Genomic DNA, 24,645 nt, shown 5'->3' with positions numbered 1-24,645 from the left:
TCATTTTAAAATGAAAAGTGTTTGACTATATTTTAGATTTTCACAGCCTGGGTGAATATTTTGGAATTAATTTTTCTCCGAATAAAAATCAAGTACTTGATTATGTAACTGGTAGTTAAAATAATAAATAAATCTCATTCGTTCTAACGCTGGCAAGGTTTGGAACCTTGACAGCGTTGAAAAAAATGCCACTTTTATTCATTCGAGGAAATCGTATATTTGCCTAGGTAATTAACCTACTATGAAAAAATTTATCAGTGGCATATCCTTTTCTTTTTGGATAATCATAGCTGTCATCATCACCTTAATTTATCCCACTCCATTCCTAGGTGCGGGTGGAATTCAATTCAAAATATTCATTATTCCCTTACTCCAGCTGATCATGTTTGGTATGGGTTCTACCATGGGAATTCACGATTTTCAAGAAATATTGAAGTCGCCAAAAGCTGTATTTCTTGGTATATTTTTTCAATTTAGCATTATGCCTTTGGTCGGCTGGGGACTGACTAAAGCTTTTGATTTCCCATCAGAAATTGCTGCAGGAATCATTTTAGTGGGTTGTATGCCCTGCGGACTGGCCTCCAATGTCATGTCATATTTGGCTAAAGCCAACGTTGCTTTATCTTTAACCTTAACATCCATTGCTACCTTTCTAGCTCCCATTCTTACACCGCTTCTCATGAAAACCCTAGCGGGTCAATTAATCGAAATAGATTTTTGGGATATGGTGTGGGAAATTTCTAAACTCATTTTAATTCCCATCCTATTGGGGGTTATTTACAATAAAATCATAGGACAAAGGTGGCCTTGGTTTCAAAAGCAATTACCGCTTATTTCCATGCTTAGCATTGCCTTTATCATTATCATCATCACAGCAAACGGAAGGAATTCTTTAATTTCTGTAGGCCCCTTGTTGGTACTGGCTTGCTTCCTCCATAACATCCTTGGTTTTATTTTAGGGTATTGGGGTGGTCGAGCAACAGGTTTACCGGAAAAAGATTGCCGTACCATCGCCATCGAAGTAGGTTTACAAAATGCAGGTTTGGCCTCAGGTTTAGCTATGGCCATGGGAAAAGTGGCTACCGTAGGATTACCCGCCGCAATATTCGGGCCTTTAATGAATATCAATGGGTCCACTTTAGCCAATTATTGGAAAAATAAATAGGCATGAAATACCTTTTCACTTTACTATTTGCTCTTCTAAATTTTCCATCTTGGAGTCAATCATCTACTGATCCCAATTTCCATATTTATATCCTTATGGGGCAATCCAATATGGCCGGACGTGGAGAAATGCTTGAACCCTATCTGTCCCAACAACACGAAAGGGTATTTATGTTGAATGCTCAAAATGAATTTGTTCCGGCGAAACATCCCATGCATTTCGATAAACCCAGTATCGTGGGTGTAGGTCCAGGTTTAAGCTTTGGCATCGAAATGGCAAAAAATTCCCCCAACATAAAAATTGGCTTAGTCCCATGTGCTGTGGGAGGCTCTTCTATCCTTGCCTGGCAAACAAACGCTTTAGATGAAGCTACCAAAACCCACCCTTGGGATGATGCAAAAAAAAGAATTTTGGCAGCACAACAAAAAGGTGTGATCAAAGGCGTTCTTTGGCATCAAGGTGAAAGTGATTCCGAGCCAAGCAAACGGGTAGTTTATATGGAAAAACTACAAGGACTTATTGCAGAGGTACGGGCGATTAGCCAACAGGCTCATTTGCCTTTTGTAGTAGGGGAATTAGGCTATTTCAATCAAAATTACCAGGAGTTCAACCAGATTTTACGTTCCTTACATGCCCCAAATGAAGGGACTACCTGTGTTTCTGCTGAGGGATTAACGCCCAAAAGCGATAATATACATTTTGATAGTAAATCCGCTACCGAATTAGGTAAACGGTATGCACAGGTTTTACAACAAATGAGCCCTAAAAAATAAACTACACAAAAACACATATGCCCTCACTTATTGAAGATCAGGACATTCCATGGGTAAACATTGAGCCTGGAATACAACGAAAAGTCATGGCTCATAATGAACACATGATGCTGGTCAAGGTACAATTTTCTCAAGGGGCTGTTGGCACCTTACACCATCATCCCCATACACAAGCATCTTACGTATCTAAAGGTAAATTTGAAGTCAGTATATCTGATTCAAAAAAAATTCTTCAAGCAGGTGATGTATATTTTGTACCAAGTCATGAAGTTCATGGAGTAATCTGCTTAGAAGATGGAGAACTTATCGATGTTTTCAATCCAGCTAGAGAGGATTTCCTTTAAAATAATTCATTTATAACTACCTTTATCATTCTATTTTTAAGCCAACATTTTACTATGAAACAAAACACTTTTTTCTCAAGGCTCTTGGGAATAGGCAGCATATTCATCCACTTTGGAATGCTTGCTCAAAAAGAACCCATTTCTTTTCAAGATTTAAGTTTTTGGAAAGCCAATGGAAAAGCCAATTGGCAAATTGCAGGTCAAGTAGCTGCCGATTTGACCAAGAAAGAATTCATGAGTACCCAGCCTGGTCAGGGGATTTTAGTTAATTTACCCGAACCTCAAAACCGAGCCAATTTAATTTCAGTCAAAGAATATGGAGACATGGATGTGGAGTTTGACTTCATGATGGCTACTCACTCGAACTCAGGATTCTATTTACAAGGTCGATATGAAGTCCAATTAATGGATAGCTGGGGCGTACAAAACCCAAGTACGGGCGATTGCGGAGGAATTTACAAAAGAAGAAAATTCATTCCTCAAGAATACCTGTACGAAGGCCATGCACCCCGCGTCAATGCTTGCTTAGCTCCTGGCTTATGGCAACACATGGAAATATCTTTCCAAGCTCCAAGATTTGATGCTCAGGGTAACAAGATCAGTCCTGCCAAAGTCTTATTTATCAAGTTAAATGGATATACTTTACATGAAAATGTAGAGCTGGGAGGCCCAACCGGTGGACCTATTTCTGAAAAAGAAGTAGCCCGTGGCCCCATCATGATTCAAGGAGATCATGGTGCCGTGGCATTCAAAAACTTAAAGATTAAGGATTTTGATGGCCAAGCAGCTAGTCTAAGTCCTGTTAATTACCAAGTGTATTATGGCAAATTCAAGTCGCCCAAGGACTTTATTTCTAAAAAACCCATTGCCAGCGGTAGTCAGGCTTTATTAGCTTGGAATGCCAGCAAAATCAACGATGAATTTGCGGGCATTTTTACGGCCAATTTGAACGTCCCTAAAGCAGGTAAGCACCAGTTAGAATTAACGTATGCAGGAAATTACACCCTCCATGTGAACGGTCAAATGGTCGCATCGGACACCGTCAATTCCAATAGAAGAAAGAAAAATGTAGAAGTGGATTTACCTGCTGGAAATTCTGCCGTCAAAATCACTTACTATAAAAACGATGCAGATATGAGTCCGATGTTAGGTTTTGGCATAGAAGGACCTAATTTTCGAATGGTCAATTTTCAGCATCCTTCCTCAACCCTACTCCTAGGTAATGGTCCTTCGGATATCATCTTATTGGATGCCCCTAAGCCTACCATGTTACGTTCCTTTGTGGATATCCAACAAAATGGAACTCGTAAACGACTAGTGCATTCGGTGAATGTAGGCAATCCAGCTCATTTGCATTATACCTATGATTTGGATAACGGAGCCATCGCCCAAATTTGGAAAGGAGACTTTTTAGACACGACACCCATGTGGGACAATCGTGGAGATGGGTCATCTAGACCAAGAGGTCCGGTTTTGAATTTAGGTAGCAGCCCGCTATTGGTTAAGAATGTCGATCTAGAAAAAGGGAATGATAGTATGCCTGAAACAGCAGGATTTAAAATACTTGGTTACGAAATAGATGAGCAGGAATTACCAACGTTCCAATATGAAATTTTCGGTTCGCAAGTTCAGGATGAAATCAGGGTTATGGATAATAAATACCTTCAACGAGTAATAAAAATTAAAAACCCAAGCTCTGATGCTTCTTTAAAACTGGTTTCAGCTAAATCAATCCAATCATTAGGAAATGATTTATATGGCATTAATGGACAAAGCTATTATATCCAAGCGCCACAGGCAAGCATTAAGAACATGGCAGATGGACAAGTTTTAATAATTCCTACTGCTGAAAAAATCACTTATTCCATTCTTTGGTAATCATTCTGAATATACGTCATGAATATACATAACATCACCTTAAACATTAAAGCCAGCATTGTCCTATTAGGACTTTGTTGTCAAACGGTACTGGCCCAGAAAGCTCCTACCGAAAATGATTATTATAAAATAGTTCGAATGGCAATTCCTGAAGGAATTACCTTGGAAGTTGGCGGATTAGTTAGCCTTCCTAATGGAGACGTAGCCGTTTCAACGCGCCGCGGAGATGTCTACATCATTGAAAATTATTTATCTCCTAGACCCACTTATCGGAAATTTGCGAGCGGATTGCATGAAATTCTAGGTCTTGCCTACAAGGATGGCTATTTATATTGTGCTCAACGGGGAGAACTGACCAAATTGATAGATAAAAATGGAGATGGGAAAGCAGATAAATATCAAACCGTTTACTCTTGGCCTATCTCTGGACATTACCATGAATATTCCTTTGGACCTAAAATTGGACCAGATGGATCATTCTATGTTACGGGAAACGTAGGCTTCGGAAATAGCGACTGGTGGGCAGGAAAATCATTGGTGCCTTGGAGAGGATGGACGATGAAAATTTCGCCAGATGGTAAAATGGAGCCTTTTGCGGCTGGAATGCGTTCCCCATGTGGTATTGGTATGGTAGATGGTGAATTTTTTTATGGGGATAACCAAGGAGATTGGCAAGGCTCAGGCTTTATTTCACATGTAGAGAAAGGCGATTTCTTAGGTCATCCAGCCTCGCTAAAATGGGCTGACCGTCCGGAATCTCCTGTCAAAATGAGAAAGGAATTAGTCTTTGCACAGGTAGACCCCAAAGATAATCCATTTGTAAAACCTGAATATGTCAAGGATGAGGCCATGACCACCATTTATGAATTGGGGAAAAAGACATATCCTAATATGGGTATCAAGTCTCCTGCAGTATGGTTACCGCATGGAATCATGGGTGTTTCAACCTCCGAAATCATCACTGATGATACCAAAGGTGAATTTGGACCATTTGCTGGTCAAGTTTTTGTAGGTGATCAAGGTATGTCCAAAATCGCGCGTGTGTTTTTAGAAAAGATCAATGGGAAATACCAAGGTGCAAGTTTTGAATTCCGCTCAGGTTTCCGTTCAGGTGTATTACGTATGGCTTGGGGAAAGGACAATCAACTGTTAGTCGGTGGAACTAACCGGGGTTGGGGTTCTGTTGGCTCAGAAGACTTTGGTTTAGAACGTTTGGTATATACAGGTAAAATACCTTTTGAGATGAAAGCCATTCGTGCGATGGTTGATGGTTTTGAAATTGAATTTACACAAGCAGCCAATAAAAAATTGGCAGAAGATGTAAACAATTATGAAGTCTTTAATTATACCTATAAATATCATCCTGTTTATGGTAGCCCCATGGTAAACCGCAAGGACAATGCCGTGAGAGGTGCCAAATTAAGCGAAGATGGATTACGTGTTAGACTTGTGGTAGATGGAATGCGGGAAGGATATGTACATGCCATTAAGCCTGATGGAGTATTGTCTGCTCAAGAAAATATTCCCTTATTGCATGTAAGCGGATATTATACGTTGAACCAAATTCCAGCTGGGGAAAAGGCGCAAATTCCATTGGTAACACCAAAGCGTAAGCCTTCTAAAGATGTAATTGATGCGGGAGATAAAGCCAATACTCCTGATAACCAAACAAAAGAAGCAGGACCTAAGAAAAGCGCAGCTAAACAAATCGTTACGGATAAAGAAGCAATGGCCCTATTAACTAAAAATACTTGCTTGGCTTGTCATAAGGTCAATGAAAGGGCCGTTGGACCAGCCTACACGGAAATTGCTAAAAGAAAATACAGTGTAGCTCAAATAATCGCTTTGATCAAGGAACCAAAACCGCAGAATTGGCCAGACTTTGCCACACCCATGGCACCCATGAGTCATGTCCCTCAGAAAGATTTGGAAAAAATAGCCACTTGGATACAGGCTTTGGGAAATAAATAGTTTATAAAAAAGAGGTGCTCGAGCACCTCTTTTTTTATGCCATTGCCCAAAGACCCAATAATCCCAATAAATAAGTAAGGAGTACACATAGTGAATCTATGCCCATTTGGAAGACTTGTCGCCTCGAGTGCAATACCATTCCCACCATATAAATACAAGTCAAAAGAATCCCTAAACCTGTTAAATACATATCAGACTGACTCAAGGTAGTGATGACCGCTTCACCACTGATCAAGGAAGCTATCAAAAATAAAACAGGCAAAAACGCATTTCCCCCAAAAATATCACTTACTGCCATATTGTAATCCCGTAGTTTGGCCGAGGCAATGCCCGTTGAAATTTCAGGTAAAGCCGTGGCAAGGGCCAATATGGTACCTCCAAAAAGTACACCGCTTATGTTCCAACGTTTAGACAATATTTCTCCTGAATATTCCAATGCCCAACCTGCTAATAAGGTTAATATAGCCCCAATAGCCAGCACCCAAATGGCTGATTGAATGCCCCCACGAAAAGGAGATTTAGGATGCCTCAAAGTAGACAATTTAGTTCCATCATCCACGGGGCGTCCTTCCATTTTGGCCAACCTAGAAATGGAAAAAACGGAGCCTAACCAAATTAACAAAATGAGCCATTCCAAAGGAGTAGATCTAAAAAATACCATTTGAGAAGGAAATTGCTTGGCCATCATGACCAATGTCAAAATCATGATCAATGCTACACCTTCTAAAATTAACACCCGGGAATGACCTTTTAATGTCAAGGGGGCTGATCTTCCTACCCCAAAAACATCTATCAAAACCAAAACTACTGTTTGAATAGCTACCCCACCCAATAAATTACTGATGGCGATATCATAGTCCTTATGATACGCTGCGACCGAGGTTATCGCGATTTCTGGCAAATTGGTAACGATGGCCAAAAATACCATACCTCCAAACGCTTCTCCCAAATTAAAATAGGTAGTTATGGCATCCACAGCCCGGGTAATTTTGACGCCTGCCACCCAAATAATTAGGGTACAGGCTAAAAAAATTACGACCAATGTTATGGAGGAAAATATACTAAAGTCCATGAAATCCTAGATAAATTTTAGCTAAAGTATTCATTGTTTTGTTAAAAAACATTTAGTTTTGAATAATACACAAACCTATACAGGTGATTGTTCAAAGAATCACCTATTAAATTGTTACTATGAAATTCAACCTTCGCCTCGGGCTACTTGTATTGCTACAAATAGGCCTTTTTTCTATGTATAGCTGGGGAATCGCCCCTAACCTAAAAGAAAAATCAAAAGCTAAAAAACCGCTGATTGTATTTGTGGCAGGAGACCATGAATATAGCGGAGAAAGCACTTTGCCTTTGTTGGCCGATATTTTAGAAAAAAATTATGGATTTCGCACGAAAGTTCTAAAATCATATCCAGATCAAAATGCAGAGAAAAATATTCCGGGACTAGAAGCTCTGGCTGAAGCTGACTTAGCTGTATTTTTTCTTCGTTGGAGATTATTACCAGCAGATCAAATAGCGATGATTGATGCCTATGTGAAATCTGGAAAACCCGTGATGGGCTTTAGAACCACAACGCACTCCTTCAATTATCCCAAAGGAGATCCTCTAGAATCCTACAATGCATGGGCTGAATCTACCTTTGGAGCGCCTCCAGGATGGGGAGGAAAATCCAAGCATACGCACTACGGACACAATGCTAGTACAGATGCTACCGTAATTCCTTCGGCCAGTAAACATCCCATTTTAACGGGTGTAGCGCCTAGCTTCCATGTCCGCTCTTGGTTATACCGTGTTCTACCTGATTATCCTGTCAAAGGAAGCGAATGGTTAGTTATGGGTAAGGCCGTTAACCCAGATAAAGCAGCTGAAGACCAACCTATCGCTTGGACATGGGTAAACCCATATAAGGGCCGCGTATTCTTTACCACCATGGGGCACCCAGAAGACTTTTCCGTAGAGCCTTTTCAACGATTAATTGTCAATGCAATCCATTGGGAATTAGGCAAAAAAGTACCGAAAAATTGGGCAGGTAAACTTGACATTAACGTTCCATACCGAGGAATGAAATAATAATTTAACGCATAAAATCACTCATTATTTATGAAATATCCCGTTGCGATGAACATGTTGGTTTATGGACCAGACATGAATGAATCACTAATACCTCATTTATCATACATCAAAGAAGTGGGTTATACAGGCGTTGAAATCCCCATATTTGAGACGGATTTAGCCTATTGGAAACCTTGGAAGGAAGAAATAGACCGACTAGGATTGGAAGTATTTACTGTTACCTTTTTAGGGGCTGATCGTAATACTATTTCATCTGACCCTGCTGTTCGAAAAAATGGTATTGACTTCCTTAAAAAAGCAGTTGATGTTACCGCTTATTTAGGCGCAACCTGGTTATCAGGTCCATATCATTCAGCGCTTGGTGTATTTTCAGGAGCTGCTCCTACCCAACAGGAATTAGATTGGTCCAAGGAAAGTATGTTGGATGTAGCGGAGCATGCTCAAAAAATGAAGGTCATCCTAGGTTTAGAATACCTAAACCGATTTGAAAACTATGTCGTGAGCTCGGCAGATCAATTATACAGTTTGGTCAAGGCTATCAATCACCCGAATGTCAAAATCATGTTTGACACTTTTCATGCGCATATTGAGGAGTTCAATACGGGAGAAGCGATGATTCGGATTGCTGATGAGATAGGCCATTTCCAATTATCAGAAAATACCCGTGCTACCTTAGGTGAAGGACAAGTACATTGGGCCAATGTATTTGAGAGTTTGGATAAAATGAACTACAAAGGTTGGTTGGTAGTGGAAGCCTTTACACCGCTACTTCCAGCTGCCTGCATCTGGCGTAAAAATTATAGCACCGAAGAAGAGTTGATACTGAAAAGCTATCAACATATTCAAAAATTCATTGGCTAATATGAATAGCTACGCAAAATCAGTGCAACAAGGGGGCATCATGACAGCGATTGTCTTTGCCATTTTTTTATATTTAAACCAAGATGTCCCCGGCCAAGAATTACTGATTTCTAGTGGCTATTTCTTTATTTTGTACGCCCTATTGTTTACTATAGGTAGGCCGGCAGTCATTGATAAACTACAAGATATCATTCAGGATAAAAAAGAGAGGGCGCTGTTAGTTCCTCTCTTTTTATTTTTTGTACTTATCAGCCATTACCTATTTCATGGCATTAATCCATTTATTGGAAGCTCAGGCCTGTACTTCTTTTTATGCCTTTTCCCTACCCTGGCTTTTCTAGCTTTTCCTCGAGTAGAAGCCTCATGGTCCGATTTAATTATTCTTTTATTGGTATTAATACCTTCTACCATCATTCACTTTCCAGGCAATAGCGATATACCCTGGGATACTGACGGTTTTAGTTCCGTTCAAAAAATCACCTTGATTTTAGGAGCTGCCTATTCATTTACTGCGATAAGAAAATTGCCCGATGTAGGCTTCTATCCAAGTTGGAATTGGGCCAATCTAAGCGTGGCCTTAGGTTCTTGGTTATCATTCCTTGGATTTGTGTACATCATGGGAATAATATGGAACTTCAATATCTCTCAACCTTTTGAAAATTTTGCTTGGATATTGATTCCGGCAGCCATTCGTGAACTCATTCGAGTTTATATTGGAACAGCCCTTTTTGAGGAATTATTTTTTAGAGGCTTAATTCAAAATATTTTGGCTAAGAAAATTGGCCTAAAATCCAATTGGAAGGCTTATTGGACTTGGTCTGCTATACTTTTTGCCATATTAAGTTGCATCACAGGATTTGCCATGTACAAAGATTTGTTCTGGTTTCCTGGACTAATCAGTATTGCGCTTTTTGCTGGAGCTTATTTCTTAGAAAAAAATCAGGTGGCCAAAACAGGGACATACACTTCCTTAGCCATTACAAGTATGTTTTTTGGTTTAGTACACTTCCATGCTGGATCCGTCATTTTTGTAGGCTTAGCAAGCGTGGCAGGTTGGGCCTATGGCTATACCTACATCAAAACCAAGAATGTTTTTTATGCCGCATTAGTACATTGCCTAGTCAATTGTTCTGAGTTCTTATTTTCTTTGCATAGTATCAAATAAGCCAAAAAAATCAGGGCGAACATCTTTCGACATCCGCCCTGACTAGTTTTCATAGGTTAGAGGTTTATTATAAAATCGTAAAGGTGGTTATCATTTTATTCCTCCAATTTAATAGGAAGACAATCCATAAATAAGCTGTGCTGAACCCAAGTAGGAAGAATCAAAAACCTACAATAAGACACATGCACATGTTGAACACAAGAACTTTATGTAATCTCTAGCGAAATTTTCGATTTTTGAGCAGAAATAAATTTCATATCGAATAGTTCGGTGAAACACGATACAAAATAAGAGCATAAATCAACTGAAGAAGTTAATTATACTTTCCAAAAAGTAAACTATTCTAGCAAAATCAAGGAAAATTACGCTTCTTTTCTGCCAATATTGACCAGATATCCAAATATTGCCGCGGTAAAAAACATCAAAAGACTGTAAATCACCGGCGGGATACTCATGGTACTATTTCCTATCACGGTCAGGGCTATGAAAATGGCTAATGTGCCATTATGAATCCCAATTTCCATTCCAATAGCAATGGCTTGTTTTTTACCTAACTGAAAAAACAAAGGCACATAATAACCAATGGCCATGCTAGCTATATTTAAGGTCAAGGTAGCAAAACCCACCGCTTTAAAATCATCCATGATGTGGCTTTTTTCCTTTAGAATGGTCAATACTATAACCAAGATTAAAAAGATAGCTGAAGCTATTTTAACAGGCTTATCGAGCGCTGCGGCTACTTTGGAAAACTTGGATCGAACAAGCATGCCAATAGAAACGGGTAAAAGTACGATCATGACCACTTCCATCACCTTGGAAAATTGGAGTGGCACATATTGATCCGACTTCATGAATTGCTTCATGGCAAAATTCACTATAAGGGTGATGGAAAATACTGAAATTAAACTATTTAGGGCTGTCAAGGTCACATTCAACGCAACATCACCCTTAGAAATATGCGAATATAAATTAGCTGTTGGTCCACCCGGAGAGGCCGACAATAACATTAATCCCACCGCCAGTTCGGGTGAAAGCCCAAAGCCCAAGGCAATAAAATAACAGATTATAGGAAGTAAAATCATTTGACAGAACAAACCAAGCACAACTGCTTTAGGGAAAGTAACTACTCGTTTAAAATCCTCTATTTGTAAGGAAAGTCCTAATCCCATCATAATGATGGCAAGGGCGAGAGGAAGAAGAACTGTGGATAAAAAATTGGCTTGCATGGCTTTATAGGTTTAGAATATTGAACTAATATAATAAATTTTTGCATTGAATTAATATGACTTAGCTTATAGCATCTCAAGATTAAGCAAAATTTAACCTTGACATCATCTCACTTGGATATAAATCGGTAATATTGTGTATACAAAAACCTATTACATAACATGAAAAAACAAGTTTTTTATTTATTGCCTCTGCTTTTTTCCTTAATTTTTTGTTCCGCCTCCGCACAAATTGTCCGAGGCCCCTACCTTCAAAGTATTAGCCCTAATCAAGGTATAATCCGATGGAGAACAGAGCAAGCCACAGACAGTAAGGTCATCTATGGCGAGAACCCTCAAGAACTGAATAAAGTGGTGGCCGATAAGCAAGCCGTAGTGGACCATGAAGTCATCATTAAAGGCTTGAAGCCCAATAAAAAATACTATTATACCATTGGAGATTCTAAAAACATGGAACCAGGATCAGCTAAAAGGTTTATCCTGACTGCTCCAAAATTAGGTTCTACCCAAGCGGTAAGAATTTGGGCTCTGGGTGATTTTGGTTCTGGTTCAAAAAACCAATTGGAAGTAAAAAATGCGGTAATCAATTATACCAAAAACCACCGTCCTGAGGCTTGGATTTGGTTGGGAGATAATGCCTATAGCAAAGGATTGGATGAAGAATACCAAAAGAAAGTATTTCCTATTTATCAAGAGGACTTTTTTCAAAATTTAAATTTATATCCAGCACCGGGTAATCATGATTATGCGGGAAAGCATGATCCTTCAGAGCCGCCATATTTCAAGATATTCAATATGCCCGTACAGGGTGAATTGGGAGGAGTCCCATCCGGAAATGAGTCCTACTATTCGGTCAATTATGGACAAGTGCATTTGGTGTCTATTGATTCTGAATTAATGGAGCCATCTGGTTTACAGGTCATGGATGGAAAAGGTGCTCAATTTGAGTGGCTGGAAAAGGATTTGGCAGCGAATAAATTACCTTGGACTATTGTCTACTTCCATAAACCACCCTATTCTAAAGGTTCCCATGATTCAGATACAGAAAAAGACATGGTGAAAATGAGAGAACATGTAAACCCTCTATTTGAAAAATACAAGGTGGATATCGTGATGGCAGGACACAGCCATGTCTATGAACGTACTTATCCTATGCGAGGACATTATGGCATCAATGCTACTTTTGACCCCGCCAAGCATATTGTGGAAAAAACCATAGCTCCTAACCAGTATGTGGTAGGTAAAGAAGGCCAAGGCGTTATATACATCGTGAATGGCTCCGGCGGACAGTTAGGCGGTCAAAGAGATGGTTATCCTTTAAAATCGGCCATTTACTCCAACAATAAGATAGGTGGCTCGATGATTTTAGATATCACGAAGACCAAATTAGAGGCTGTTTGGTTGGGTGCAGATGGGGAAATTCATGATCAATTTTCCATTACAAAAAAATAATGTGAAACGGGGATAAATTAAAGGATTACCTCCTTGCCAATTTATCCCCGTTTAATAAAAACACCAGAAATACTCACAGAAAAGTATAAATTATTCCTCTTTTTTTTCTATTATTAGAGATATGAAAATTTCTTAAGAAAGGAATTAAAATCTCTAAACGAATGAAAAACAAAAATCAATTAGATTCTAGAAGACGCTTTCTTCTAAAGGCCGCCACGGCCGCTATGGCCGCTCCTGTTTTATTAGGACAGCCCCTAAGAGCCGCTTCTGCTAGCGGTCGTTTGCAGCATGCTTGTATTGGAGTTGGTGGAATGGGTTGGGGCGATCTCCAAAATTTTAAAAAACATGGCAATGTCGATATTGTAGCGATATGTGATGTGGATGAACGAAATTTAAAAAAGGCGGCCGATTTATTACCCAATGCACGTACGTATACAGATTGGCGTGAAATGTTCAAACAAGAAAGTGACAAAATAGATTCGGTCAATGTCTCTGTTCCCGACCATAACCATTTTGTTATTGCGATTGAAGCCATTCGTAGACGCAAGCATGTTTATTGCCAAAAACCTATGTGTCATGATGTAGCTGAAGTTAGAATATTAACATTAGAAGCCACAAAAGCAGGTGTAGTGACACAATTGGGTACCCAGGTGGCATCCACCTCTGGAGATCGTACAGGAGTGGAAATTTTAAAATCAGGAATTATTGGTAAAGTAAAGCATGCTTATTTATGCTCCAATAGACCAGGAGCGGTGGCCAAATACCGGCATGTAGGTCCACGCCCAACTGAAGGAATTGAAAACCCACCAAGCCACTTGCATTGGGATAAGTGGATAGGCACAGCACCGATGCGTCCTTACGTGCCAAACATCTACCACCAAGCGATTTGGAGAACCTGGCAAGACTTTGGTACTGGCTGGTCGGGAGATATTGGTTGTCACATTTTTGATGCTGTTTGGAAAGGTTTAGGGATGAAAAATCCTATTTCTGTGGTGGCTGAAGTACAAAAATCTTGGCAGGAATCACCTGCAAGAAGAGCAGATACGTGGCCACAGGGAAATCACATCACTTGGACGTTTCCTGGAAATGAGAAAACAGAATCAGATACATTAACCGTAGAATGGTTTGATGGTGAATTTTATCCTCCAAAGGAAATTAGAGCATTATTTTCAGAGACTGATTATCCAGCTGAATCGGCTATGATTATAGGAACGGAAGGGGCTTTATTAATTCCGCATCAAAAAATGCCGGTATTGTTACCAGAAGCAAAATTCAAATCCTATACCCCACCCATCAAACCAGATAGAAACCATTACCATCATTTTGTAGATGCTTGTCTAGGAGGAGAAAAAACAGAATCTCATTTTGCTCAATCTGGCCCTATGACAGAAGCCGTTTTATTAGGAACTGTAGCTATCCGTGTACCTGATCAATTATTGGTTTGGGACGCCAAAAAAATGAAATTTCCTAATTACCCAGAGGCCAACAAATACATTCAAAGAAAGTACAGAAAAGGCTGGTAAAACTGAGTAAACAGTTCAAATTAAAAGCGTAATGCCACCCGGTATTGCGCTTTTTTTATTCTATGAATACAGGCTATACATCCCATTAAATAAAAAAAAGAGGGCAATGTTGCCCTCTTTTTAATGACTCAAATCTAAATTAACTATTGTGGATAGCCCGGGTTTTGAGGTTTCAAATTCGGGTTATTCAACATTTCTTGCTTTCCTAAAGGAAGCAATAAGTGTTTTTCTTGTAAAGGTTGGTTTGAGCTCAAGTTAATATGACCAACAAAATTGTCAAATTTATTTGTTTTCTCATTGTATACTTTACGTAAACGAACCATGTCAAACCAAGTAATTTGCTCATAACATAATTCATGCCAACGCTCAATCCATACAGCTTCTCTAAAACTAGCGGTAGTATAACTTCCTAAACCAGGAGTTTCTAAAGTCGCACGATCACGGATTCTCTTGAATGCGTCATAAGCAGCTTGAGTTGGACCACCAACTTCATTTTGCGCCTCTGCATAATTCAATAAAACTTCTGCGTAACGAATTTGAGGAACATTTAGGTTATCTAAACGAGTACCTGCTACACCAGCAGAACCATTCGCTTTCTGATTAAAATGTTTGAAAACATAAGGAGCTCCTAATTCAAATGGTGCACCATTACCATTGGTGAAATAGCTGGTGTAGAAATAACCATCTTGATTCTTAGCTCTTAAATCTCCTTTTTCATATGAGTTATAAAAAGCAATGGTAGGAACTGAACTACCCGTTCCTCCAGGGCCAGCAAAGGTTACTGGCTTAAAGTTAGGGAAGAAATTACCCATGAAATTACCTGCAACTAAGGTATTGCATTGAATCATGAATAAATGCTCTACTCTGTTTTTCAAACCTTCGGTGTGAACATCCTTGTAGGTTGGGAACAAATTGATTACTGATGGATTTGCGTTGGCATAAGTGATTACCTCCAAAGACTTATCAGCAGACAATTTGTAATAAGCCGCTCCTTTGTTCAATGGAAAACCAGCCATAGTTAAGTACACTTTTCCTAACTGGGCTTTAACCGCAGCCATACATACTCTTCCACTGACATCCATCCAAGGCAAACCAGATTTCTCTGCTTCTAATAAGTCATCTACGATCAACTTATATACGCTTTCTGTGGAAGCTCTTGAAGGTAAGAAATCTTCTGAACCAGCCGTTTGTGGTTTGGTGATTAAAGGAATATCTCCCCATAATCTCACCGCTTGGAAATAGGCCCAAGATCTTAAAAAACGTGCTTCACCTAAGATTTTCTTCTTTTGGTTTTCATCCATCGGAGTGATCGGTGGCACTTTCTCTAAAACTTGGTTTGCTTGAGCAATCACCTTGTATAAACCATTCCAGTAGTTCACTACGTGAATCGTGTTAGGGTCATGAACCAATCCGTACAAGTTATTTAAGTCAGAGTTTTGAGCTGTCTCCGTAGTAGAAGTACCTGTCAAAGCTTCTAATAACTGCCAGTTAGATGAAAATATACCTGCACCACCACCCATGAATCGAGTATCGGCATACACAGAAGCTAAGGCAGCTTCAGCATGATCAGGAATTTGATAAAAAGCATCTGGTGTTAGATTGGATGGTGCTTTTTCCACCAAGAAATCTGAACAACCAAACTGCCCCAATAAAAGCACCCCACCTAGGGCTACCTTCTTTATTTTGGAATTTATTTTGAATTTCATAATACGTTTCATTTTTAAATTTTCCTTCATTAAAATGCTACCTGTAATCCTAACATGTAAATCGTAGGCTTAGGATAGTTGTGCCAAATCATACCTTGTGAGAATGCTGAGTTTCCACCACCTTGGTTGGTAGGAGTAACCTCAGGATCGCCAACAATCGGATCTTTTACTAAAAGGAAGAAGTTTTGAGCAGTTGCATATACTCTCAAACGACTCAAATTCAATTTGCTTGCTACATTACTTGGTACGTTATAACCTAGCATTAAGTTTCTACCACGTAAGAATGAACCATCTTTGATCCACCAAGTATCTACGTTAGTCACGTAACCAGCACGTGTATCGCGAATCTCAGCAATCATGGTATTTTGGTTCGTTGGAGTCCAAGCATTTAATACAGAAGTGTAACTATTGGCTAATGCTTGACGGTCTTCACTTGGGTGAAGGTTCATCAACATAACTTCATTTCCATAGTTAAACTGCATCTCAAGGGTTAAATCAAAGCTCTTATATTTGAATGAGTTTGAAATAGCTCCCCAGAAATCAGGACTACCATTTCCAATAATCGAACGGTCAGCATCTGTAATAGCACGGTCTCCGTTGAAGTCCTTGTACTTGATATCACCAGGTAAAATTTTCAAACCATTTCTATAAGAAGTCCATTTAGCAGCTTCTTCAGCTTCTGCTGTACCCCAAATACCTAAACGAGTTAAACCCCAGAAAGAACCTACTGGCTCACCAATACGAATGATGTTCGTTGGGTTAGTAAAGTTAGGTCCACCCACGTTGAAGATATCAGATGGAGTCGCTAAGGTTAACACTTTGTTGCGGTTGAAAGAAATATTAAACTGGGTATTCCACTGGAAATCTTTGGACTTGATGTTTGTTGAATTGATCGAGAATTCAAATCCACGGTTCTCCATAGAACCCACATTTCTACGAATAGTAGCATAACCTGATGTTTGAGGCACTGGAGCATCTAACAACATGTCGGTAGTCAAACGGTAATAGTAGTCCGCCTCGATATTAACTCGTCCACCCCATAAACCCAACTCGATACCGAAGTCAGTCTGTGCCGTTTTCTCCCATTTTAAGTCTGGGTTAGCTAATCTAGAAATACCTGTTCCAGATACACGACCATCATTGTAAACAGCAGAGTAGTTCGAACTCAATAAAGAAAGAGATGAGTAAGCCGGGATTTCAGAGTTACCTGTTAAACCGTAACTAGTTCTGATTTTCAAATTTGAAATGGTTGAATTTCCTTTTAAGAAATCTTCCTCAGATACTCTCCATGCTAATGCTCCTGATGGGAAAATAGCAAATTTGTAGTTCTCTCCAAATTTAGACGAACCATCCGCACGAGCAGTACCAGTTACTAAATACTTATTCTTAAATGTGTAATTAACACGTCCGAAATAAGAGTTAAATGCAAATCTAGAAGCACCTGATCCTACTGTTGGATTCACAGCTCCGGCACCTAAGTTATTGAAACCAAAATAATCCGTAGCAAATCCATTCACACTTGCTCCAATGTTGAAGAAGTCTGTTTGCTGCCATGAAAGACCCAATAAAGCGTTCAATGAATGATTTTCGTTGAAATCTTTGGTATAAGTCAAATAGTTCTCTAAAGACCAAAACGTTTCTGTTTGGTTAGTAGCTGAAGCATTTCCTTGTCCACCGATATTCAAGGTTCTTGTTTGAGATTGATTATTTTCTTGAGTCATGATGTTGGCTCCTAAAATAGTTTTCATCTCCAAACCTTTCATGAAGGTAATGTTAGAATAAACACTTCCTGTAGTTGTTTGCGTATTTAAGATATACTTACGTCCCATTAAACGGTGAACTGAACTCATCGTTCCTTCCGCAAAAGGGAAATCACGGTTGTTAGCATAAGTACCATCCGCATATTTTACAGGAAGGAAAGGGAAATCTTCCACAATCTGTCTTGAAACCGCATCATTTACGTCAGATAGGTTTTCCGTTTGGTTATTGTATGACAAGGTTCCTCCTACTTTCAACCATCTTTTGATTTGATCATCAATGGTAAATCGACCAGAATAACGCTTCAAATAGGTTGTTTTTATTAAACCTTGATCATCACGATATCCCAATGAAAAGGAATATTGAGTACGGTCATTACCACCGCTAAATCCTAATTGATGATTTTGAGATAATTTGTTTTGAGTTGATTCCTCAAACCAATCTGTATCAAATAATGGGTTACCACTCGCATCAAATACACGTGGATCTGTTCTTCTCAATCTTGGATTTAAATAAGCCCAACGACCTGCAGCCCAACCAGCTGGGTCATATTTAGCCATATTTGCCCACGCTAAATCCTCCACTGCCATGTATTGTTTTGCATTCAATACCTGTGGCTTGTTAGGACCTGCTACATTGACACTGAAGTCAGCATTATAAGTAACGCTTCCTTCACCTGATTTACCTTTTTTAGTTGTTACTAAGATTACCCCATTGGCTCCTCTAGCTCCATAAATCGCTGTTGAAGAAGCATCTTTCAATACCTCCACGGAAACGATATCGTTTGGATTCAAGTAATCAATCGCCGAAGTAAACTGGTTCATGTTACCTTGTGGCAACATCACACCATCAACCACATACAATGGGTTATTGGATGAGTTGATGGAACTAAATCCACGTACACGAACCGTGGTACGACCACCAGGACGACCTGAGTTAGTACTAACTTGAACACCCGCCATTCTACCAGAAAGTGCTTGGTTTAAGGAAGTAGCTGGGCGCTCCATCAATTGATCTGTTTTGATAGAACTTACAGAACCCGTTAAATCCGATTTTTTCTGAGTACCATATCCAATCACGACAATCTCGTCCAAATATTTGTTATCCGGCTTCAAATTAACGTTAATAGATGACTGGTTTCCAACAGTTATTTCTTGTTGGGTATATCCAATTGCGGAGAATATCAACACCGATCTGGAATCACTTACAACAATCTTAAAATTACCACTGGCGTCGGTCATGACTCCTTTGGTAGTTCCTTTGACAACTACGTTAACTCCTGGAATTCCAGAGTTAGTTTCGTCTGTCACTTTACCCGTAACAGTGATATCTGCTACCTTAACATTTTTAATTTCGCTTAGCCTTCCTACCCTCTCTGATAGGGCCGCCTTCGCTGGCAACATACTGAAGCAAGTCAGTGCAATACCCAACATGGGCAAAGCGCTTTTCATGCTCAATTGTCGATACGACATGAGTATTTTTTTTTGCATAGTTAGACCATTTTACTGGTTATTTAGGATTAGTTAATCTGCAATGTTATTAACCAAATACAATTTTTCCTAAAAAAAATGATTAAACGAATGTTAATTTTGTGATGAAAAATTTAAATTACCTGTCAAGTAAAATTCAATAACGAGCTTCTATTTCGAATTTTATTTATTTAACGGCTTGGCATATACGTAAGGTGTAAAAAATCCCCTCTTAAGAATTTTCCATTTTTTTGGTATTTTATTAAAAAACTTGTCAAAAATCAAAAATTCATACATACCCTATCGTCAAATTTTGAAAGAAAAATGAGTAGATTCTCTCGCTAAATTGCTTGAAAAGATAATTACCTAAAATAGCCTGTTAACTCGGCAAGGGTATTACATAATAAATAATATATTTGGACAAAAAAGCCATTATGAAAGCCAACCAAGACCGTCGAACCTTCCTGAAAAATACAGGACTACTTACCGCTGCTTCTGCATTTCCGTATATCTGGACTAACTCAGAAAAGCATTCTTCTTTTATACCCAGCAAAAAAGTGGGTGATAAAGTTAATTTAGCCTGTATCGGTATAGGAAACCAAGGTGGCTCGGATGTAATGTCTTTCCATAAAACTGGTTTGGCCAATTTTGTGGCCTTTTGTGACGTCGACATGGGTGCTCCTCAAACTTTAGAAGTACTTAAGAAATTCCCTGATGTTCCTAGATTTCAGGATTTCCGTACTATGTTCGACAAAATGGGAAACCAAATGGATGCTGTAGCCATTGGTGTACCTGACCATGCCCACTTTGCTATCACCATGATGGCCTTGGGTTTAGGTAAACATGTCTATGTAGAAAAACCCATGGCCAGAACATTCAACGAGGTGGAGTTGATGATGAAAGCCGCTAAGAAACATTCCAAATTGGTTACTCAAATGGGAAACCAAGGACATTCAGAGGCCAATTATTTTCAGTTCAAAGCCTATAAAGATGCAGGAATTATCAAAGATGTTACAGCCATTACAGCCCACATGAACTCGGCCCGCAGGTGGCATGGATGGGATACTAAAATCAAAAGCTTCCCTTCTGCCGAGGCTGTTCCAAGTACCTTGGATTGGGATATTTGGATGGGAGTAACCCAGCCTCATGATTATAATAAGGACTTTGTAAATGGACAGTGGCGCTGTTGGTTTGATTATGGTTTAGGTGCTTTGGGCGACTGGGGTGCACATATCATTGACACAGCCCACCAATTCTTAGATTTGGGTCTGCCAACTGAAATTAACATGCTAAGAGCAGATGGACATAATCCATATTTCTATCCGCAATCCTCTACCATCTTATTTAAGTTCCCAGAAAGAGCTAACATGCCGGCTGTGGATATTACCTGGTATGATGGTGTCAACAACCTTCCTCCTGTACCACAGGGTTATGGAGTAACCGAGTTAGATCCTAACATTCCACCGGCAAGTAATGGAAAGATTCAACCAGCCAAATTGAATCCGGGTAAAATCATTTATTCCAAAGATCTAACCTTCAAAGGTGGTTCGCATGGAAGTACTTTATCCATCATCCCGCCTGAACAAGCTAAAGATATGGCTTCTAAATTACCAGAAGTGCCAAAAAGCCCTTCTAATCACTATGCCAACTTCTTGAAAGCTTGTATGGGACAAGAGGAAACTCGTTCTCCTTTTGCCATTGCTGGTCCTTTAAGTCAAGTATTCTCCCTAGGCTGTATGGCTCAGAAATTGAATACAAAATTGATTTTTGATCCTAAAACCAAGCAAATCACCAATAATAAATTAGCCAATTCTTTACTGAAAGGTGCCGCTCCAAGAAAAGGTTGGGAACAGTATTATAAGGTTTAGTTATTAGGGATTAGGGATTAGTGTTTAGGGTTTAGTGATTAGGGTTTAGTGAGAATATATTAGTGAGAATATATTAGTGATTAGGGAATAGGCAGAATTGTCTTGTCCTGAAAAAGGTTGACAGTTAGGTATATTAATAATAAAAAACACTAATTACTAAAACACTAAACACTAATCACTAAACCCTAAACACTAATCCCTAATCCCTAATCCCTAATCCCTAATCCCTAATCCCTAAATCCTAATCAATAAACACTAATCCCTAATCACTAAACCCTAAACCCTAATCCCTATTTATATATATTTTCCAAAAACACCACCTCTCCTTTTTCGTCAAAATCAATAAGGTTGTACCATATAATCAAAGGGGCAATTTTATTGACTTTAATCCACTTGGAGGGAATGTTGTAATAAGGGCCTTCCAACTTCAAAGTATCCATGGCCTTGGAATTGGTTCCCAAGAGTAATTTTCCATATCGAATGGGGTCTTCTAAACGGATGCAACCATGGCTATAAAATCGCTTGGAAGAAGCAAAAAGCTTTTTTTCTGAGGTATCATGAAGATATAATCGATAAGGATTTTCAAAGGGTATTTTCAGTATGCCCAAGGTATTCCAAACACCCGTTTTTTGTCGGAAGGAATAAGGGAAATAATTCTTACTTAAAGCTTTCCAATTAACTGTTTTAGCATCTACAAGCTGATTATTTTTATCCAAAAGGTCCAAATGACTCGCATAGAAATAACGTATGTTCTTTTGTATCTCTGGCAATAACTCCTCCGTGGCAATACTTCGGGGTACATACCAATTGGGATTAATAATCAGGTTTTTAATTTGAGCAGTTAAAACCCTGGTTGGCCTAGCAGGCCTACCAAGCACCACCTTCATCTTTAATGCCGTCTGGTTTCCCTGATACACCTTCATCTGAGCTGCTGGTATATTCACAACAGTTAGCAAAAGGTTTTTTCTCACATGGTGCAGCCAGCGATAATGATTGGCTGAAAGCGTTAATTGGGCTATTTTGGCTCGATCAGGCACTAGGCTATCCTGTTCAGCTTGTAGCCTAGTCAAAATAGTCTTTACCTCTGCAGATGAATTATTTAGATAGTTAACTAAATTTGCAATTGATTGTTTTTTCAAATAAGCATCAAGCAAAATGCTCACCTCATTTTTCCTTAATTCGAATACATAACCCTGAAACTTAAAATTAGGTCTAGGATTACCAAAACTGAGGTCTTCAAAGAAGGATTGAGCCAAATTTTGAATTTTATTCTCTAGCAACAAGGAATCTTCTGTACTTCTCCAGCCATGTGGCTGCTGGGCCAAGGTATCTAAGAATCCGTGGGCATAGAATTCTGTTTTTAGGGCGAATTGAGGTGAAAGATGCACTAAACTATCCAAACTTTTAATCGCATGGGGTCTACTTAACCAAGGATAGGGTCTTTGTGCATGAAGTCCCAGGGCAATGAACATCAAAGTCCCAAAGAAAAAAATACGTGATCGACTTAAATGCATAAATAAGAATTATTAGCCCACAAAAGGCTAGCAATTTACGTGTTTTTGAATCAGCAAGACCTTTTTTTCAGCAAGGGAGTAAAAGCTATTGATTCTACCCTTCAGCACAAGCTTTAGGTGAATATTAGCTTGGCACTGGCTATCACAAGACCTATGGCTAGCAAATATCGTAAAGTAGGTACATTAAACTTTTGACTACCATAATATGATCCTAAAAGTCCTCCAACTATGGTAGCAGCCACTGACCATTGAAAATCATCACTTACTTGAATTCCTCCCTTTTGGATTTGACCATATAAACCTGAAAGGGAATTAACAAAGATAAACAGAGCAGAAACAGCGGCTGTTTGCTTTAAGCTAGCCCAACGCATTAGTAACATCAAAGGGCTCAAAATGATACCACCTCCAATGCCAATCATGCCCGATAACAAGCCAATAGATCCACCAGAAAGAATACCTGCGAAACTTGAAATAGGCCTTATTTCCTCTTCCTTTTGTCGAAATTGAAAGACTAGGCGGGCAATGGAAATAAGAATGCATAATGCCAAAATCTTCTTGTAAATCGAATCCGACAGCGTCATAGTTCCACCCAAATAAGCCATAGGAACCGAGGCTAGTGCAAAAGGCAAAAACAATTTTAGCTTAAAATGGCCAGCCCGATAAAAGCCAATGAATGAAAATAGTGATACCGCCAAATTCATCACCAAAGCAGAGGGCTTCATGATAGCCGGGGTAACCCCCATGATAGCCATGACCGCCAAATAACCACTTGCCCCTCCATGTCCGACCGATGAATAAAGAAATGCGATTATTGCTAAGAATAGGAGTAAAACGACTAAAGAACTCATCATGACTTTGACTACGACAAATTAGGTGATTAAAGAGGCTTTTGTGTCTTCAAAAGAGCCATTAAAAGGACAATTTAGCATTTTTTTAATGAAATTTAACAGGCCATTTTGCGTTACAGAACAAATTTTAAACATATAAAAAAATGAAACTCTCTAATCAACTCTCAACACTTTTAATCATTTCTGCCTTATTTGTTTCCTGCAAAAGCGACGAACTCTCCGATGGTACGGGGAAGCTTGCCCTCTCTGTGACCGATGCACCCATTGATGCCAGCAATGTCAAGGCGGTTTATGTCACATTTACAGGCCTAGAATACCAAAACAGCGGCGGCTCATGGGAAACAGCCACCGACTTCACTAGTCCCCAAGTGGTAAATATCCTAGACCTGCAAAATGGAAAAACGTCTTTATTAGGTAATTATACCTTGAAGGCTGGAAACTACACAGGTTTACGTTTCAAACTGGATGCTCCTACGAAAGGCAGCAATAATCCCAGTAATCCTGGATGTTATGTAGAAATTAGCACAGGAGAAAAAAAGCCCCTATTTGTACCAAGTGGTTCACAGTCGGGTTATAAAGCCAATGGAAACTTTTCTGTTCCTATCAATGGAGTCGTGGAGGTAACGGCTGACTTTGACCTAAGAAAATCCATTGTTGTTACGGGATCAGGGAGTACCTATATTCTAAATCCAACCATCAAAATTGCCGTAAATAATCAATCTGGAACAATTTCAGGCTTGGTAAGTAATTTGACTAGCGACAAAAAATATGTCATTTATGCCTACGAAAAGGATAAATACAGCCCAAGTGAGAGTAATGAACCCACAGGTGAAAATGCGCGCTTTGCCAATGCCATTTCAAGTACCAAGTTAAGTGCTTCTGGCGCTTATACTTTGGCTTTCCTAGCTGCTGGAAGCTATGATTTAATTCTGGTTTCAGAGACCTCAGCTGGATTGGTGACGGTCGAGAAACAAGTGAGCGCCATTGTAGTCCAAAGTCAAAAGACCACTTCCTTGAATATCGCCCTGTAAAGGCATTTTTT

The 24,645-nt window shown here is 39.3% G+C and carries 18 protein-coding genes; 12 read left to right on the top strand and 6 right to left on the bottom strand.

Annotation, left to right across the window (positions count from 1 at the left end; genetic code table 11):
• The first annotated feature begins 241 nt into the window (after positions 1–241).
• Genes ACST15_RS09380 through ACST15_RS09360 form a run of 5 tightly spaced genes read left to right on the top strand, consistent with a single transcriptional unit; the run spans position 242 to position 6,131 of the window.
• Positions 242–1,165 carry a bile acid:sodium symporter family protein gene (locus ACST15_RS09380; protein ID WP_459454395.1) on the top strand — a complete coding sequence of 308 codons (924 nt, stop codon included), beginning with the start codon at positions 242–244 and terminating at the stop codon, positions 1,163–1,165.
• Positions 1,166–1,167: 2 nt separating this feature from the next.
• The gene (locus ACST15_RS09375) at positions 1,168–1,938 is read left to right on the top strand and encodes a sialate O-acetylesterase (protein ID WP_459454394.1); all 771 of its coding nucleotides are present in this window, start codon (positions 1,168–1,170) and stop codon (positions 1,936–1,938) included.
• Positions 1,939–1,955: 17 nt separating this feature from the next.
• Entirely contained in the window at positions 1,956–2,282 is a 327-nt protein-coding gene (locus tag ACST15_RS09370; RefSeq protein ID WP_459454393.1) for a cupin domain-containing protein, read from the top strand.
• A gap of 54 nt (positions 2,283–2,336) precedes the next feature.
• Entirely contained in the window at positions 2,337–4,160 is a 1,824-nt protein-coding gene (locus ACST15_RS09365) for a family 16 glycoside hydrolase (protein ID WP_459454392.1), read from the top strand.
• 18 nt (positions 4,161–4,178) lie between these two features.
• A complete protein-coding gene (locus tag ACST15_RS09360; RefSeq protein ID WP_459454391.1) occupies positions 4,179–6,131 on the top strand; it encodes a c-type cytochrome in 1,953 nt (650 codons plus the stop codon).
• A gap of 34 nt (positions 6,132–6,165) precedes the next feature.
• Here ACST15_RS09360 and ACST15_RS09355 read toward each other — a convergent pair whose 3' ends face one another.
• Positions 6,166–7,203, bottom strand: a complete 1,038-nt coding sequence (locus tag ACST15_RS09355; RefSeq protein WP_459454390.1) for a sodium:calcium antiporter — start codon at positions 7,201–7,203, stop codon at positions 6,166–6,168.
• 176 nt (positions 7,204–7,379) lie between these two features.
• On the opposite strand from ACST15_RS09355, the gene ACST15_RS09350 reads away from it, so the two are divergent.
• The 3 genes from ACST15_RS09350 to ACST15_RS09340 are packed head-to-tail and all read left to right on the top strand — an operon-like array spanning position 7,380 to position 10,239.
• On the top strand, positions 7,380–8,210 hold the full coding sequence (locus tag ACST15_RS09350) for a ThuA domain-containing protein (protein WP_459454497.1): 831 nt from the start codon (positions 7,380–7,382) through the stop codon (positions 8,208–8,210).
• Positions 8,211–8,240: 30 nt separating this feature from the next.
• On the top strand, positions 8,241–9,074 hold the full coding sequence (locus ACST15_RS09345; protein ID WP_459454389.1) for a sugar phosphate isomerase/epimerase family protein: 834 nt from the start codon (positions 8,241–8,243) through the stop codon (positions 9,072–9,074).
• 1 nt (position 9,075) lies between these two features.
• A complete protein-coding gene (locus ACST15_RS09340) occupies positions 9,076–10,239 on the top strand; it encodes a CPBP family glutamic-type intramembrane protease (RefSeq protein WP_459454388.1) in 1,164 nt (387 codons plus the stop codon).
• Between the two features lie 362 nt (positions 10,240–10,601).
• Here ACST15_RS09340 and ACST15_RS09335 read toward each other — a convergent pair whose 3' ends face one another.
• On the bottom strand, positions 10,602–11,465 hold the full coding sequence (locus ACST15_RS09335) for a bile acid:sodium symporter family protein (RefSeq protein ID WP_459454387.1): 864 nt from the start codon (positions 11,463–11,465) through the stop codon (positions 10,602–10,604).
• Between the two features lie 162 nt (positions 11,466–11,627).
• Here ACST15_RS09335 and ACST15_RS09330 point away from each other — a divergent pair, with 162 nt between their 5' ends.
• Together ACST15_RS09330 and ACST15_RS09325 are read left to right on the top strand one after the other, a co-directional pair.
• Positions 11,628–12,917 (top strand): purple acid phosphatase family protein, encoded by a 1,290-nt coding sequence (locus ACST15_RS09330; RefSeq protein ID WP_459454386.1) that lies wholly within the window; start codon positions 11,628–11,630, stop codon positions 12,915–12,917.
• A gap of 161 nt (positions 12,918–13,078) precedes the next feature.
• Positions 13,079–14,440 (top strand): Gfo/Idh/MocA family protein, encoded by a 1,362-nt coding sequence (locus ACST15_RS09325; protein ID WP_459454385.1) that lies wholly within the window; start codon positions 13,079–13,081, stop codon positions 14,438–14,440.
• Between the two features lie 143 nt (positions 14,441–14,583).
• Here ACST15_RS09325 and ACST15_RS09320 read toward each other — a convergent pair whose 3' ends face one another.
• Positions 14,584–16,146, bottom strand: coding sequence for a RagB/SusD family nutrient uptake outer membrane protein (locus ACST15_RS09320; RefSeq protein ID WP_459454384.1), 1,563 nt, complete (start codon positions 16,144–16,146; stop codon positions 14,584–14,586).
• 29 nt (positions 16,147–16,175) lie between these two features.
• Complete coding sequence (locus ACST15_RS09315; RefSeq protein WP_459454496.1) at positions 16,176–19,307, bottom strand: SusC/RagA family TonB-linked outer membrane protein; 3,132 nt, start codon at positions 19,305–19,307, stop codon at positions 16,176–16,178.
• 500 nt (positions 19,308–19,807) lie between these two features.
• Between ACST15_RS09315 and ACST15_RS09310 the strand changes: the two genes are divergently transcribed.
• Positions 19,808–21,241 (top strand): Gfo/Idh/MocA family oxidoreductase, encoded by a 1,434-nt coding sequence (locus ACST15_RS09310; protein WP_459454383.1) that lies wholly within the window; start codon positions 19,808–19,810, stop codon positions 21,239–21,241.
• A 290-nt stretch (positions 21,242–21,531) separates the two neighbouring features.
• Here ACST15_RS09310 and ACST15_RS09305 read toward each other — a convergent pair whose 3' ends face one another.
• Together ACST15_RS09305 and ACST15_RS09300 are read right to left on the bottom strand one after the other, a co-directional pair.
• Entirely contained in the window at positions 21,532–22,755 is a 1,224-nt protein-coding gene (locus tag ACST15_RS09305) for a L,D-transpeptidase family protein (RefSeq protein ID WP_459454382.1), read from the bottom strand.
• A 113-nt stretch (positions 22,756–22,868) separates the two neighbouring features.
• The gene (locus ACST15_RS09300) at positions 22,869–23,606 is read right to left on the bottom strand and encodes a sulfite exporter TauE/SafE family protein (RefSeq protein ID WP_459454381.1); all 738 of its coding nucleotides are present in this window, start codon (positions 23,604–23,606) and stop codon (positions 22,869–22,871) included.
• Positions 23,607–23,746: 140 nt separating this feature from the next.
• Between ACST15_RS09300 and ACST15_RS09295 the strand changes: the two genes are divergently transcribed.
• Complete coding sequence (locus ACST15_RS09295) at positions 23,747–24,634, top strand: DUF4382 domain-containing protein (RefSeq protein WP_459454380.1); 888 nt, start codon at positions 23,747–23,749, stop codon at positions 24,632–24,634.
• Positions 24,635–24,645: the final 11 nt, after the last annotated feature.

Source organism: Aquirufa sp. Wall-65K1 (genome assembly GCF_054558475.1).
This window is presented reverse-complemented; position numbering and strand designations above follow the sequence as displayed.